General features: G+C 72.5%; 15 protein-coding genes. 9 read left to right on the top strand and 6 right to left on the bottom strand.

The window, feature by feature from the left end:
• Nucleotides 1-14: 14 nt before the first annotated feature.
• The 3 genes from AB0J69_RS06840 (at nucleotide 15) to AB0J69_RS06830 (ending at nucleotide 3208) form a co-directional block, all read left to right on the top strand.
• Nucleotides 15-635: a copper resistance CopC family protein gene (locus AB0J69_RS06840; RefSeq protein ID WP_364113675.1), complete on the top strand. Its 621-nt coding sequence runs from the start codon at nucleotides 15-17 to the stop codon at nucleotides 633-635.
• Entirely contained in the window at nucleotides 632-2608 is a 1977-nt protein-coding gene (locus AB0J69_RS06835) for a cytochrome c oxidase assembly protein (protein WP_364113673.1), read from the top strand. The genes AB0J69_RS06840 and AB0J69_RS06835 overlap by 4 nt, the downstream gene beginning before the upstream one ends.
• A 210-nt stretch (nucleotides 2609-2818) precedes the next feature.
• Complete coding sequence (locus AB0J69_RS06830; RefSeq protein ID WP_364113671.1) at nucleotides 2819-3208, top strand: ATP-binding protein; 390 nt, start codon at nucleotides 2819-2821, stop codon at nucleotides 3206-3208.
• 109 nt (nucleotides 3209-3317) lie between these two features.
• Here AB0J69_RS06830 and map read toward each other — a convergent pair whose 3' ends face one another.
• A complete protein-coding gene (map, locus tag AB0J69_RS06825; protein WP_364113669.1) occupies nucleotides 3318-4166 on the bottom strand; it encodes a type I methionyl aminopeptidase in 849 nt (282 codons plus the stop codon).
• Nucleotides 4167-4198: 32 nt separating this feature from the next.
• Between map and AB0J69_RS06820 the strand changes: the two genes are divergently transcribed.
• Nucleotides 4199-4375 carry a hypothetical protein gene (locus AB0J69_RS06820; RefSeq protein ID WP_364113667.1) on the top strand — a complete coding sequence of 59 codons (177 nt, stop codon included), beginning with the start codon at nucleotides 4199-4201 and terminating at the stop codon, nucleotides 4373-4375.
• Nucleotides 4376-4446: 71 nt separating this feature from the next.
• On the opposite strand, the gene AB0J69_RS06815 is transcribed toward AB0J69_RS06820, so the two are convergent.
• Both AB0J69_RS06815 and AB0J69_RS06810 read right to left on the bottom strand, forming a co-directional pair.
• Complete coding sequence (locus AB0J69_RS06815) at nucleotides 4447-5094, bottom strand: cyclase family protein (RefSeq protein ID WP_364113665.1); 648 nt, start codon at nucleotides 5092-5094, stop codon at nucleotides 4447-4449.
• Nucleotides 5091-5345 carry a hypothetical protein gene (locus AB0J69_RS06810; RefSeq protein ID WP_364113663.1) on the bottom strand — a complete coding sequence of 85 codons (255 nt, stop codon included), beginning with the start codon at nucleotides 5343-5345 and terminating at the stop codon, nucleotides 5091-5093. Before AB0J69_RS06810 ends, AB0J69_RS06815 begins: the two co-directional genes overlap by 4 nt.
• 72 nt (nucleotides 5346-5417) lie before the next feature.
• On the opposite strand from AB0J69_RS06810, the gene AB0J69_RS06805 reads away from it, so the two are divergent.
• A complete protein-coding gene (locus AB0J69_RS06805; RefSeq protein WP_364113661.1) occupies nucleotides 5418-6365 on the top strand; it encodes a LysR family transcriptional regulator in 948 nt (315 codons plus the stop codon).
• Between the two features lie 19 nt (nucleotides 6366-6384).
• Here AB0J69_RS06805 and AB0J69_RS06800 read toward each other — a convergent pair whose 3' ends face one another.
• Nucleotides 6385-6963, bottom strand: coding sequence for a hypothetical protein (locus AB0J69_RS06800; RefSeq protein WP_364113659.1), 579 nt, complete (start codon nucleotides 6961-6963; stop codon nucleotides 6385-6387).
• A gap of 169 nt (nucleotides 6964-7132) precedes the next feature.
• Between AB0J69_RS06800 and AB0J69_RS06795 the strand changes: the two genes are divergently transcribed.
• Nucleotides 7133-8275: a lipase family protein gene (locus AB0J69_RS06795; protein WP_364113657.1), complete on the top strand. Its 1143-nt coding sequence runs from the start codon at nucleotides 7133-7135 to the stop codon at nucleotides 8273-8275.
• 51 nt (nucleotides 8276-8326) lie between these two features.
• The gene (npdG, locus tag AB0J69_RS06790) at nucleotides 8327-8986 is read left to right on the top strand and encodes an NADPH-dependent F420 reductase (RefSeq protein WP_364113871.1); all 660 of its coding nucleotides are present in this window, start codon (nucleotides 8327-8329) and stop codon (nucleotides 8984-8986) included.
• A gap of 90 nt (nucleotides 8987-9076) precedes the next feature.
• On the opposite strand, the gene AB0J69_RS06785 is transcribed toward npdG, so the two are convergent.
• Together AB0J69_RS06785 and AB0J69_RS06780 are read right to left on the bottom strand one after the other, a co-directional pair.
• Nucleotides 9077-9763, bottom strand: a complete 687-nt coding sequence (locus AB0J69_RS06785; RefSeq protein WP_364113655.1) for an alpha/beta hydrolase — start codon at nucleotides 9761-9763, stop codon at nucleotides 9077-9079.
• Nucleotides 9764-9776: 13 nt separating this feature from the next.
• Nucleotides 9777-11198: a PLP-dependent aminotransferase family protein gene (locus AB0J69_RS06780; protein WP_364113653.1), complete on the bottom strand. Its 1422-nt coding sequence runs from the start codon at nucleotides 11196-11198 to the stop codon at nucleotides 9777-9779.
• Nucleotides 11199-11258: 60 nt separating this feature from the next.
• Between AB0J69_RS06780 and AB0J69_RS06775 the strand changes: the two genes are divergently transcribed.
• Both AB0J69_RS06775 and AB0J69_RS06770 read left to right on the top strand, forming a co-directional pair.
• Entirely contained in the window at nucleotides 11259-12452 is a 1194-nt protein-coding gene (locus AB0J69_RS06775) for an aminotransferase class I/II-fold pyridoxal phosphate-dependent enzyme (RefSeq protein ID WP_364113651.1), read from the top strand.
• Nucleotides 12453-12476: 24 nt separating this feature from the next.
• Complete coding sequence (locus tag AB0J69_RS06770; RefSeq protein WP_364113649.1) at nucleotides 12477-13415, top strand: serine/threonine dehydratase; 939 nt, start codon at nucleotides 12477-12479, stop codon at nucleotides 13413-13415.
• Nucleotides 13416-13430: the final 15 nt, after the last annotated feature.

Genomic DNA, 13430 nt, shown 5'->3' with positions numbered 1-13430 from the left:
GCCTTGGGGATGCCATGAAGAGAACCCCACTCGCGGCCCTCACCGCGATTCTCGCCGCCGCCCTGCTCGTGTTCGGCTCCGCCGCGCCCGCGCTGGCCCACGACGCGCTCAAGAGCAGCTCCCCGGCCAAGGGCGCCAAGGTCAAGTCGCTGGAGGAGGTCAGGCTCGAGTTCACCGCCAAGGTGCGCATGCCGTTCGTCATCGTGCGCGGTGACGGTGACGCCGAGCACCAGCGCGGCAAGCCCGAGCTGGACGGCGCGGTGGTGACACAGGCCGTCGACGGGCCGCTGCCCGACGGGAAATACACGATCGCCTACCGGGTCGTGTCCTCCGACGGGCACCCGATCGAGGGGGAGATCCCGTTCCGGGTGGAGGGGGCGGAGCCACCGTCCCCCAGCCCCAGCGCCTCTGCCGCCGCTCCTGAGGCGCAGAGCAGCGCTCCGGCCGCCGAGACGGTCCCGAGCGCGAGCCCGCCGTCCCCCGCCGGGAGCCCGGCGGAAACTTCCGCCGCGGCGGCCGAGCAGGCCTCCGCCGCCCAGGACGTCTCCTTCCCGGTCTGGCTGATCATCGTGATCGGCGCCCTCGTCGGCATCGGCATCGGCTTCCTGCTCAGCGGCCGGAGAAAGAAGCCATGAGCCGGACGGCGCGCCTCGCGCTCGCGGCCACGGCGGCCGCGATCGTCGCCCTGGTCATCGGCATGATCGCCGGAGGCAGGGCGTTCCCCAGGATCATTCCCGGGCTGCCCGACTCCGGCGCGGTCGTCAGGTGGGGCCTGCCGCTGTCCAAGCTGCTCATGGACGCGGCCGGCGTGGTCACCGTCGGCCTGCTGCTGATGGCCGCCGCGCTGCTGCCCAATGACAAGGGCGTGCTCGGCAGGAGCGCGCTCGACTACGTCAAGGCCGCCTCGTGGGCGGCGCTGGTGTGGGCCGGGTCGGCGTTCCTCGCCATCGTGTTCGGCGCCGCCGAGTCCATCGGCAGGACCGTGCCCCAGATCCTCGAGCGCACCATCCTGACCAGCTACGCCACCCAGACCACGCAGGGCGTCGCGCTGACGCTCGTGGTGCTGTTCGGGGTGGCGATCGCGCTGTTCTCGCGCGGCGCCATCACCGCCGGGGCCGCCGCCGGGCTGCTGGTGTTCGCGCTGGTGACGCTGCTGCCCGCGCCGCTCACCGGGCACACCTCCTCCTCGCCCAACCACGACCTGGCCACCTCGTCGGTGTCGCTCCACCTGCTCGCGCTCGCCCTGTGGGTGGGCGGGCTCGGCGTCCTGGCGCTGCACGCGCTGCGCAAGCAGCCGCAGCTCGACGTGGCCGCGGCGCGGTTCTCCCGGATGGCGCTGTGGTGCTACGCCGGGGTGGGGCTGTCCGGCGTGTTCAGCCTGGTGGCCCGGCTGGGCGCGGTCTCCGACCTGTGGACCTCCGAATACGGCCTGCTCGCCGTGGTCAAGATCGTGGCGTTCGTGCTGCTCGGCTACGTGGGCTACTGGCACCGCCAGCGCACGCTCGTGGACCTCCAGGCCGGGAAGCCGCGGGCGTTCACCCGGCTGGCCGGCGGCGAGATGCTGCTGATGTTCGCCACCGTCGGCGTGGCCGTGGCGCTGTCGCGCACGCCGCCGCCCGAATACAGCGTCCCCGCCGACCGGGCCTTCGAGCTGCTCGGCTTCCCGCTCCCGCCCGAGCTCACGCTGGGCAACCTTGTCTCCCTGTGGTGGTTCGACCTGTTCTTCGCCGTGGTGGCGGGCGTGCTGGCCGGGCTCTACGGGGTCGGCGTGCTGCGGCTGCTCCGGCGCGGTGACAGCTGGTCATGGGGGCGCACCGCCTCCTGGTACGTGGGCGTGGCCGTGCTCGTGATCTCCACGCAGAGCGGCCTGGCGCGCTACGCCAAGGTCATGTTCGACGTGCACATGATCGAGCACATGACGCTGTCCATGATCGTGCCGATCTTCCTCGTCCTCGGCGGGCCCGTCACGCTGGCCCTGCGCGCGCTCAAGCCGGCGGCCAGGAGGGGCGACCGGGGGCCGCGGGAGTGGGTCACCACGATCCTGCACAGCCGGTTCACCAAGGTCGTCACGCATCCCGTGGTGGCCACGTCGATCTTCATCGCCTCGACGTACGCGCTCTACTTCACGCCGCTGTTCGAGTCGGCCATGAACGAGCACCTCGGGCACATCTGGATGACCCTGCACTTCCTGATCAGCGGGAGCCTGTTCTTCTGGATGATCATCGGGGTCGATCCCGGGCCCAACAAGCTCCCGTACGTGTGGCGGCTGCTGATGCTCTTCGTCACGATGCCGTTCCACGCCTTCTTCGGCATCGCGCTGATGATGATGGGCTCGGTGATCGCCTCGGGCTGGTACGAGCAGCTGGGGCGGACGTGGGGCGACAGCCTGCTGCAGACGCAGCAGGACGGCGGGGCCATCGCGTGGGGGTTCGGCGAGATCCCGACGCTCATCGTGCTGCTGGCCATCGCCGTGCAGTGGTACAAGGACGATGACAGGCAGGCCCGGCGCACTGACCGCCGGGTCGACCGGGCCGGCGCCGGAGACCCCGAGCTCGACTCCTACAACGCCTACCTCGCCCGTCTCAACCGTGCTGACAAGGGCGAGTAGCCGTTCGGCCATGGCCTGCTACCTTCCGACAACAAGTCTCTGGACCGCCAGGTAGCCTTTCTTTCAGGGGAGACGGGCATAACCCCATCAGCTAGCGTGCGCAGGCCTTGAGGGGGGATGCGCACCGCGAGGTTGGGAGCGCCGGAGTGGGGACCGGCGTGGGCCCGGGGTGCCAAGGAAGGCGAGAACCAATTGTCGGAAGAGACGCGGATGCGCGGGGGGCAGAGTCTGGCCGAGGCGCTCGAGAGCTATCTCGCCGAGTGGTCGGAGCGCACCGGAATCGCGGTCGAGACGTGGGCGCTGCCCACGACCGACGTGCCCTCGCGCGTCTCGGAAGGCGTCATGGCGGTCATGCGTGAGGCGCTGTCCAACGTGGAGCTGCACAGCAGGGCCCGGACCGTGTCCATCGCCGTGACGGCGGGCAGGACCGGGCTGCGCATGACCGTCAGCGACAACGGTCAGGGGTTTCCCGCGACGGGGGCCGGGCGGGGGATCGCCCGGATGCGGGCGGCTTTCGCGGAGATCGGCGGGAGCCTTTCGGTGAACAGCGTGCATGGTGAGGGCACGACGGTGACCGGGGTGGTGCCCCGGCACAAGTGACCGCCTCACCGTCCTGCTCGCCTCGCATCTTCGGCCTGGCCGGACGGGCATGGCGAGGGGCGGCCGGCGCGCGGTGCCGCACCTCGGGCCGTCCGTGGGCGCAGGGTGGTCAGGGGAGGGTGAGGATCTCGCTGCCGCTGTCCGTGACCACGATCGTGTGCTCGAACTGGGCCGTGCGCTTGCGGTCCTTGGTCACCGCCGTCCACTTGTCCGGCCAGATCTCGTACTCGATCGTGCCCAGTGTCAGCATCGGCTCGATCGTGAACGTCATCCCGGGCACCAGCTCCACCCGCAACGACGGGTCGTCGTAGTGGGGCACCATGAGGCCGGAGTGGAAGCTCGTGCCGATCCCGTGACCGGTGAAGTCGCGCACCACGCCGTAGCCGAAACGCTTGGCGTACGCCTCGATGACGCGGCCCACCACGTTGAGCTGGCGGCCGGGCGCGACCGCCCTGATGGCGCGCATCATCGCCTCGCGCGTGCGCTCCACCAGCAGCCGCGACTCCTCGTCCACCTCGCCCACCAGGTAGGTGGCGTCGGTGTCGCCGTGGACGCCGCCGATGAAGGCGGTGATGTCGACGTTGACGATGTCGCCGTCGCGCAGCACGGTGTCGTCGGGGATGCCGTGGCAGATGACCTCGTTGATCGAGGTGCACAGCGACTTCGGATAGCTCTTGTAGCCCAGCGTGCTCGGGTAGGCGTTGTGGTCGATGAGGAACTCGTGGCCGATCCGGTCGAGCTCGTCGGTCGTGACGCCCGGACGGACGTGCTTGCCGACCTCCTCGAGGGCCTGGGCGGCGATCCGGCCCGCGACCCGCATGCGCTCGATCGTCTCGGAGTTCTTCACGTCGGACTCGCCGGTCTTGGGGCGCTTCTTGCCGACGTACTCCGGCCGCTCGATGTGCGCGGGGACCTTTCGCATGGGCGAGACTCGCCCTGGCTGGAGCAGTGTCGTCATGAAAGACGAGTCTACGGGGCAGAATTGACCTCGTGAGCGAAGGCCAATGGTGGTTCTGTCTCAAGCACATGCGGGTCGAGCCCGACCAGGGCTGCCCCAACAAGGACCGGATGGGTCCCTACGCGTCGGAGCAGGAGGCTGCCGGGGCGCTGCAGCGCGCCGCCGACCGCAACAAGGCATGGGACGAGGCCGACCAGGACGACGAGTGACGGCCGAGTGACCGCCGGGGCGCGACGCGTAGGGCCTGAGGGTCAGGGCACGACCGCGTACGCGCTGGCGGTCAGGGCACGACCGCGTACGCCCTGACGGGGAACGTGCCCATGCCGGCGACCATCGGTGGCGCGGCGTGGAAGCGGAAGCCCTCGCCGGGCAGCGCCGCCAGGCCGGTCATGTGCTCCACCAGGGGGATCCCCGCCGCGAGCAGGATCGTGTGCGCGGGGCGTTCGCCGTGCGGCGGGGTGTCGTCGATGTTCAGGGAGTCGATCCCGACCAGCGCCGCGCCCTGCTCCGCCAGCCAGGCCGCCGATTCGGGGGCGAGGTAGGGGTGGTCGTGGAAGTACGCGTCCGTGCCGAAGTGGTGGTCCCACCCGGTGTGGATCAGCACGGCCCGTCCCCGTACGTCCAGCCCCCGGTCCACGTGCACCGCGCGGCCCTGCCCTTCGGCGCGCACGACCAGGCCGGGCAGGTCGGCGAGCTTCGACAGCGGCACCTGTGACAGGTCCGGGCCGTCGGCGTAGCGGTGGTGGGGCGTGTCCAGGTAGGTGCCGGTGTTGGCGGCCAGGAAGATCGTGCCGATGTGGAACTCCGTGCCCGGCGCGTACACCTCGCGGGAGTCCTCCCTGCTCAGGTGCACCCCCAGCCGGGGTCCCGGAACGCCGGGGTAGGTGATCATGCCGTCGGTGATGCGGTGGCTGAGCTCGACGATCACTTGGCCGCCACCCCCACCCGCGCGAGCTTGACCAGGGCGACGACGCCGATGGCGGCCCACACCAGGTTGAGCCCGGCCGACGGCCAGGCGGCGCTGTAGGCGCTGTTGACCATGAGACCGAGCGAGCCGGCGAGGTTGACGAGCTGGTACGCCACCCCGTCACCCGACAGGCGGGATGACGAGACGAGGGCGTAGCCGGCCAGCAGCAGGGCGGCGCCGATCCAGCCGGCGGCGGCGAGCAGGAGATCCATGGCCGATATTGTCGGGAGCTGCCGCGATTAGCACAAATAACGAAATCTGAAGTCCAGCGTAAGCTGACCTGCATGGACATCGACCCTCGGCGGCTGCGCGTCCTGCACGAGGTCGCCCGGCGCGGTGGTGTGATGCGGGCCGCCGAAGCGCTCTTCCTGACGCCCTCCGCCGTCTCCCAGCAGCTCGCCCAGCTCGAACGCGAGGTCGGGCTCGCGCTCATCGACCGCTCCCAGCGCAGCGTCTCGCTCACCCCGGCGGGGCGGGTGCTGGCGGGGTACGCCGAGCGGGTGGAGGAGGAGCTGATCGAGGCCAAGCGGGAGCTCACCCGGTTCACCGAGCGGCTGGCCGGGCCCGTGCGCATCGCCGCCTTCCCCACCGTGATCAAGCACGTGCTGGTGCCCGCGATGCGCGAGCTGGCCGTACGCCATCCCAAGATCACGCCGGTCATCCACGAGATCTACGGGCAGCCGGCGCTGCAGGAGTTACGGCTGGGGGCGGTGGACGTGCTCATCACCGAGCAGGACATGAGCCTGCCCGTCCCGTCGCAGCCGTCGCTGAACACCCGGCTCCTCTACGTGGACGAATACCGCATCGTGCTGCCCCCGGGCTGGCCCGACCCGCCGTCCACGGTCGCCGACCTCATGCGGCGGCCCTGGGTGGCCAGCGTGCCGAGCCAGGCGTGCGGGCAGGCGCTGGAGCGGCTGGCGGGGCTGCACGGGTTCGAGCCGCGCAAGGTGCACGTCATCACCGAGTTCGGGCCGACGCTGGCGCTGGTGGCGGCCGGGCACGGGGTGGCGATCGTGCCGGCACTGGCGCTGCTGGACGTGCCGGAGGGCGAGGTGCGGGTGAGCGACGTACGTGACGTGGGGGCGCGCCGGCTGGACGCCGTCACCCGGGTCAGCCGTACGCGGTCGGGGGAGCCGGACCCCGTGCAGGCCGTCGTGATCGGGGCCATCGAGGAGGCGACCGCGGCGCTGGAGGCGTCGCTGCGCGGACGTCTCGGAGAGCCGGTTCCCTGAACTGCCGCCGGGCGGGGCGCTAGTCGGCGATCTTGGGGCCGCTGACTTTCTCCAGGAGGCGGGCCAGGCGCTCGCGCAGGCCCGGGCGCTGCTCCACCTCGCCGGCCGCCGCGCTCACCAGGTGTTGCGCCCCGTCGAACGTCACCGGCCCGGCGCGCGGCACCGCGATCGCGTCGTGCGCCAGCCCGGCCAGCTCCGGGTCGCCGCCCTCGATCGCCAGGATGGTCGCCCCGGTGCGCCGCGCGTCGTCGACGCGTTCGAGCAGCGGGACCGGTGCCTGCTGCTCCGTCAGCACGAACAGCGTCTCCCCGCGGGCCGCCCGCTCCAGGCGGTCGAGCCCGACGGCCAGGTGGGCGGGCGCGCCGGCGGGCGGCGCCCAGCGCACCAGGGTGGGGGTGAGCTGGGGCAGGCCGGAGAGCCTGGCCTCGTCGCTCAGGTGCGCGGTCACGTGCCAGGGCTCGTCGTCGGGGGTGCCCACCACCAGCAGGCCGCCGGGCGAGCGGGTGGCGCGCAGGGCCAGGCCCAGCTCACGGGCGCGTTCGAGCCAGCCGGTCTCGGCCAGGAGTTCGCGCAGGAGGGCCACCGATCCTGAGTCCATGGCTCCATGGTGCCCGACGGGCATCCACGGGGTGGTTGATTCGCGAGTGATGTGTTGACACGAGGTGTGTTCACCGGTCATTTCGGGCCTTGACATTGAGTTACCCTCGGGTAACGATCGGCTCGCGGCGCCGCCGTCCCAAAGTGGTCCTCACGGAGAGGGGCGGCACATGACCTTACGTGTGCGCGTCAGCATGTCCATGATCCTGTTATCGATCATGTCGCTCACCCCGGCGCCGGCCCGCGCCGCGGCCCCCGGAGACGTGGTCTCCGCCCAGCCCACCACCGTCTACCTGCTGCCGGGCAAGCTGCTCGAGGTCCCGGTCAACGCCTGGCACCTCCGCTACACCTCCACCTCCGCCACCGGCTCGCCCAACACGGTCTCCGGCACCCTGCTCGTGCCGAAGTCCGGCTACCCGCTCGGTGCGCGCCCGATCATCGGGTACGCGTTCGGCACCCACGGACTCGGCGACCAGTGCGCCCCCTCGGTCAGCATGAGCCAGGGCCGGGAGGCCGAGCTGGCGCTGGTGAGCCTGTTCCTGCTCAAGGGGTTCGCGGTCGCGATGACCGACTACGAGGGGCTCGGCACGCCCGGTCAGCACACGTACATGGCCGGGATCTCGCAGGGGCACGCCGTGCTCGACGCGGTCAGGGCCGCCACCCGCGTGTCCGGGGCCGGCCTGTCCGACCGGGCGCCCGTCGGCGTCATGGGCTACTCCCAGGGTGGCGCGTCCGCCGGGTGGGCCGCCCAGCTCCAGCCCTCGTACGCGCCTGAGCTGCGGCTGCGCGGCGTGGCGGCCGGCGGGGTGCCGGCCGACCTGCACGCGGTCGCGATCCACCTGGACGGCAGCCCCGACTTCGGCCTGGGCGCGGCGGCCGGGGTGGGGCTCGACGCCGCCTACCCCGAGCTCGACCTCGAGGCCGACCTCAACGACCGGGGCCGGGCGCTGCTCGCCGACGCCGCCGACGACTGCGTGGGCGACCTCGGCAAGCTCGCCGGGCTCCGCTTCGCCGACCTGAGCCCGATCGACCTGCTCAACCAGCCCAAGTGGCTGGCGCGCCTGGCCGAGAACCGGCTGGGGGCCACGGCGCCGCGGGTGCCGATGTTCCTGTACCACGCGCGGGGCGACCAGATCATCCCGCTCGCGGTCGGGTCCACGCTGCGCTTGGAGTACTGCCGGGCCGGCGTGAACGTGCGCTGGGCCGCGCTGCCCGCGCCGGACCACGTCACGGGCGCCATCGAGGGCGGCCCGCTGGCCATCGAGTGGCTGGCGCTGCGGATCCTGGGGCTGCCCGCCTTCGGCAACTGTTAGAGGGGAACACCGGGCCCGCCCGGTCGCCGGACCGGGCGGGCCTGGCATGATCTGGCTATGACAGAGGTGAACGGGCTTTCCATCGGCATCCTCGGCGGCACCGGCGACCAGGGGAAGGGGCTGGCGCGGCGGTTCGCGCTGGCCGGGCATCCGGTGCTCATCGGGTCGCGCAGCGCCCAGCGCGCCCAGGAGGCGGCCGACTCCATCGAGGCGGGCGCGGCGGGTGACGAGAACGCCGCCGTGGCGGCGCGGGCCGACATCGTGATCGTGGCGGTGCCGTACGAAGGGCACAAGGCGTTGCTGGAGTCCCTGCGGGGCGAGCTGGCCGGGAAGATCGTGGTCGACTGCGTCAACCCGCTCGGCTTCGACAAGCAGGGGGCGTACGCGCTGCCGGTCGAGGAGGGCAGCGCCGCGCAGCAGGCCGCGGCCGTGCTGCCGGACAGCCGGGTGGTGGCGGCCTTCCACCACGTGTCGGCCGTGGTGCTGATGGATCCGGCGGTGGACAAGGTCGATCTGGACGTGCTGGTGCTGGGCGACGACCGCGAGGCCACCGACACGGTGCAGGCGCTGGCCGAGGTCATCCCGGGGGTGCGGGGGGTCTACGGCGGGCGGTTGCGCAACGCCCACCAGATCGAGGCGCTGACCGCCAACATCATCTCGGTGAACCGCCGCTACAAGGCGCACGCCGGGCTGCGCATCACCGACATCTGATCCGCGATCGCCCCGGTCGGGTGGTGGCGTACCGGGCCGGGGGCCGGGTGAAGGCGGGGGGCGATCTCCGCGGCCGGGTCGGCGCGGTGTTCACGACTTCCGGGAGAGCTTCAGCAGTGCGTCCGTGACGCCCTCGGGATCGACGATCTGGTGCAGGTGCATGCCGGGCACCCGGGTGACCGGCCAGCCCCGGCGGGCGGCCTCCTGGGCGACCCCGTCGTACGGCGGGCCGAACCACAGGCACGAGCACCTGACGGCGTCCCACCCGGCCGGCACGGGGATGGCCTGCGTGTAGTAGTCGAGCGGCAGCCGCGGCTGCTCGGCCGCCACCCGGATGCGCACGGCGGGATCGGGCAGCATGGCCACCACGTCCTCCTCGTCCCACCAGTCGGTCCAGCGCGGCAGCACCCCGTCGGGGCCGGCCAGGTCGTGCAGGAACGGCAGGAACCCCTCCTCGGCCGTCCTGACCAGGCCCTCGCGCGGCGGGATGTGCGCGTCGGCGAACACGCAGGCCACCACCCGCTCGCCCAGCCCCTCCTTGATCGCGGGCAGGAAGAACCCGGCGTTGCTGTGCGCGGCCAGCACGACCGGGGTGTCGGGGGTGGCGGCACGCACCGTCTCCACGATCCGCGGCCAGTAGGGCGCCCCGCCCGTCGCGACCCCGGTCAGGTCGGGCACCACCGCCGCGTGTCCCCGGCGCTCCAGCGACTCGGCCACGGGACCCCACGTCGAGGGCCCGACGGAGGGGCTGTGCACGAGTACGAACGTCGTCTGCATGTGACCCACCCTTTCAGACGACCAGAGTGTGACGGGAGACCGTGCGCCCCGCCCCGTCGAAGGAAGCCCAGGCCGAGGCCAGGTTGTTCACCGCTCGCGAAAGCTCCTCCTCCGGGAACAGGAAGTGCAGCCGCATGTGGTCGGCGTGCCCGCCCACCGGATCGAACGACCTGCCGGGCGGCACCGCGACCCCGTGCCTGAGCGCCACCTGGGCGAAGGAGTCGACGTCGCCGCGCGGGATGCGCACCCAGATGGTCTGCCCGCCGAGCGCGGGCTCGAACGTCCAGGACGGCAGGCGGGCCCGCAACTCGGCGCAGAGGTGGTCGTGCCGGGCGCGCAGCTTGCCGACCCGCCAGGCGCGTACCTCGTCCAGGCGGCGCAGCAGCGCGACGGCCGCGTACTGGCTGAAGATCTCGCCGCCGAGGTCGTGCACCGCGCGCAGCCGGGCCAGGCGCGAGGCCAGCGGCGCCGCCGCGCGGATCCAGCCGACCCGCAGCCCGCCCCAGACCAGCTTGCTCAGCGAGCCGACCGTGATCACCTGCTCGCCCCGCGCGAACGCGGCCAGCGGCGGCGGCGTCTCGCCCGAGAAGCACAGCTCGGCGCACACCTCGTCGTCGATCAGCGGCACGTCGTGCCTGACCGCCAGCTCGGCCAGCCGCCTGCGGGAGGGGTGGTCCATGACGGCGCCGTCCGGGTTGCGGGCCGTGGGGACGAAGTAGGCAAGAGCGGGACGCTCGCGCAGGTCCTCGATGCTCGCCGCGGATCGGACGACCGCCGCCGCGTGCCGGAACACCTCCAGCGAGCCCGGGTACGTCGGCGTCTGCGTCATCACCGTGTCGCCCGGCGACACCAGCAGCCCGGCGAGCAGGGTCAGCGCCCCCTGGGCGCCCGTCGTCACGACGATCTCCTCCGCCGCCGTCGGCACGCCCCGCCCCGTGTAGTACGCGGCCAGCGCGGCCCGCAGCGCCGGGTTCCCCGCCGGCTGGTAGCCCAGGTCGCGCACCCCGGCCAGGCGTTCCCCGGCCTCGGCGTACGCCTCGAACATCGCGGGCGGCGGGTCCTGCGGGGCGGCGCAGGTCAGCAGGGCCACGTCGTCCGGCGGGTGCAGGATGTGCTGCAGCAGCGGGTTGGCCGGCACGCCGTCGGCCGTCCTCGTGGCGGGCAGGTGAAGCTCGGCCACCCTGGTGCCGCTGCCCTGCCGGCGCACCACGCGGCTCTCCTGCTGGAGCAGGTCGTACGCGGCCACCACCGTGCCCCGGCCCACCGCCAGCCGTCTGGCCAGCACCCGGTCGGGCGGCAGCGGCTGGCCCGGTGGCAGCACCCCGTCGTCGATCAGCGCCCGCAACCGGGCGGCGAGCAGCAGGTACAGCGGCCCGCGCCCCGACGCCCACCGGCCCAGCAGATCGACGAGATCATCGAGATTGGCCCCATTCATGGACCAATTCTGGCGTATTGGCTCTGACGTTGGATCCCTTGGCGAGTGATCCTTGGTGGTATGAGCGACTTCCACCCCTCCCACCCAGAGTTGCGTCCTGAGACGAAGACCGTGCACGTGCCGCGGCCCACCATCGAGGGCAGCAGTCCGATCACCGTGCCCATCTACCAGACCTCGGGGTTCACCTTCGACGACCCCGCCGTGATGGCCGAGGCGATGGGGCGGCCGGACGGGGCGTTCGTGTACGGGCGCTACTCCAACCCGACCGTGCGCTCGCTGGAGCTGGCGGTGTCCGGGTTGGAGGGCGGCGCGGGCGCCATCGCCACGGGCTCGGGCATGGGCGCGATCAACACCGTGCTGCTCGGCCTGCTCAAGCCCGGCGACCACCTCGTGGCCCAGCGCTCCCTCTACGGGGGGACCGCCGCCATGATCAACGATCTGGTGGGCAGGTTCGGGATCAGCGTCACGTACGTGCCCGAGCACGACCCCGCCGCCCTGCGCGCCGCCGTCCGGCCGGAGACCAGGCTCGTCTACCTGGAGACGATCAGCAACCCGATGACGCTGGTGGCCGACCTGCCCGGGATGTGCGCGGTGGCCCGCGAGCTGGGGATCCTGTCCGTGGTGGACAACACCTTCGCCACGCCGCTGCTGTGCCGGCCGATCGAGCACGGGGCGGACATCGTCCTCCACTCCACCACCAAGTACCTGTCCGGGCACACCGACGTCGTGGGCGGGATCGCGGTCTTCGCCGAGGCCGCGCTCCACGAGAAGGTGTGGCACTTCGCGATCGAGCTGGGGGCCTCCGCCGACCCGTTCGCGGCCTGGCTGACCGTGCGCGGGCTGCAGACGCTCGCGCTGCGCATGGAACGCCACTGCTCCAACGCCCACCTCCTGGCCACCCGGCTCGCCGAGCACCCCGCCGTCACCGCCGTGCACTGGCCGGGGCTGGCCTCGCATCCCTCGTACGAGCTGGCGGGCAAGCTGCTGTCGGGGTTCGGCGGGGTGTTCTCGTTCGACCTGGCCGGCGGGCGGGCGGCGGGGGAGAAGTTCATGAGTTCCGTACGCGTCGCGCTGCTGGCCCCCTCCCTCGGCGGTGTCGAGACGCTCGTCCTGCACCCTGCCAGCACCTCGCACCGCGCGCTCAGCCCCGACGAGCTGCGGCGCAGCGGCATCGGGGAGGGCACGGTGCGCATCGCCGTCGGGATCGAGCATCCCGAGGACCTGTGGGCCGACGTGACCCAGGCACTGGCATAGCCTGGTCGGGACGACTGAGGGGGAATGTTGACCACAGTGACCCACGCGGACGTGCTGGCGGCGGCCGGACGGATCGACGGGCGCGTGCTGCGCACGCCCGTCCTCGAGGTCTCTCCCGGGCTCTGGTTCAAGCTGGAGCTGCTGCAGCACTCGGGGTCCTTCAAGGTACGCGGGGCGTTCAACCGCATCCTGTCCGCCGGCGCGCTGCCGAACACCGGGGTGATCGCGGCCAGCGGCGGCAACCACGGGCTGGCGGTGGCGTTCGCCGCCCGGGCGCTCGGGGTGCGGGCGGAGATCTTCGTGCCCGAGGTGACCAGCCCGGTGAAGGTGGCCGGGCTCCAGGCGCTGGGCGCGCACATCACGCAGGTCGGCGCCATCTACTCCGAGGCGGCCGAGGCCGCCGCCAAGAGGGCCGCCGAGACCGGGGCGCTTTCCGTGCACGCCTATGACCAGGCCGAGGTGGTGGCCGGGCAGGGGACGACCGGGCTGGAGCTCATGGAGCAGACCGGCGGGGTGGACACGGTGCTGGTGGCGGTCGGCGGTGGCGGCTTCGGGGCCGGGATCACGCTGGGCACGTCCGGAGCTTCCGCCGGTGCCGGGCCGCGGATCGTGGCCGTCGAGCCCGAGCGGATCCCGACCCTGCACGAGGCGCTCCGGGCGGGCCGGCCGGTGCCGGTGCAGGTCGGCGGCGTGGCGGCCGACGCCCTGGGCGCCACCAAGCTGGGTGAGCTGGCCTTCGAGGTCCTGTCCGGGCCTCGGGTGGAGAGCGTGCTCGTGACGGACGAGGCGATCGTGGCGGCCCGGCGTACGCTCTGGGAGCGGCACCGGGTGGCGGGCCGGCCCCCGGGCGCGGCCGCCAACGCGGGGCGGGTGTCGGGCGGCTACACGCCCGCGCCGGGAGAGCGGGTGGCCGTGGTGGTGTGCGGCTCCAACACCGACCCCGCCACACTGACCACCGGCTGACCGGCAGCCCGGCAG

Source organism: Nonomuraea sp. NPDC049709 (assembly GCF_040674815.1).
In the GTDB taxonomy this organism is placed as follows: domain Bacteria; phylum Actinomycetota; class Actinomycetes; order Streptosporangiales; family Streptosporangiaceae; genus Nonomuraea.
This window is presented reverse-complemented; position numbering and strand designations above follow the sequence as displayed.

Coding starts and splice junctions, on each gene's coding strand:
- AB0J69_RS06835 (WP_364113673.1), top strand. CDS start 632: ATGAGCCGGACGGCGCGCCTCGCGCTCGCGGCCACGGCGGCCGCGATC.
- AB0J69_RS06830 (WP_364113671.1), top strand. CDS start 2,819: ATGCGCGGGGGGCAGAGTCTGGCCGAGGCGCTCGAGAGCTATCTCGCC.
- AB0J69_RS06805 (WP_364113661.1), top strand. CDS start 5,418: ATGGACATCGACCCTCGGCGGCTGCGCGTCCTGCACGAGGTCGCCCGG.
- AB0J69_RS06795 (WP_364113657.1), top strand. CDS start 7,133: ATGACCTTACGTGTGCGCGTCAGCATGTCCATGATCCTGTTATCGATC.
- AB0J69_RS06770 (WP_364113649.1), top strand. CDS start 12,477: ATGTTGACCACAGTGACCCACGCGGACGTGCTGGCGGCGGCCGGACGG.
- AB0J69_RS06840 (WP_364113675.1), top strand. CDS start 15: ATGAAGAGAACCCCACTCGCGGCCCTCACCGCGATTCTCGCCGCCGCC.
- AB0J69_RS06800 (WP_364113659.1), bottom strand. CDS start 6,963: ATGGACTCAGGATCGGTGGCCCTCCTGCGCGAACTCCTGGCCGAGACC.
- AB0J69_RS06810 (WP_364113663.1), bottom strand. CDS start 5,345: ATGGATCTCCTGCTCGCCGCCGCCGGCTGGATCGGCGCCGCCCTGCTG.
- AB0J69_RS06780 (WP_364113653.1), bottom strand. CDS start 11,198: ATGAATGGGGCCAATCTCGATGATCTCGTCGATCTGCTGGGCCGGTGG.
- AB0J69_RS06785 (WP_364113655.1), bottom strand. CDS start 9,763: ATGCAGACGACGTTCGTACTCGTGCACAGCCCCTCCGTCGGGCCCTCG.
- AB0J69_RS06775 (WP_364113651.1), top strand. CDS start 11,259: ATGAGCGACTTCCACCCCTCCCACCCAGAGTTGCGTCCTGAGACGAAG.
- map (WP_364113669.1), bottom strand. CDS start 4,166: ATGACGACACTGCTCCAGCCAGGGCGAGTCTCGCCCATGCGAAAGGTC.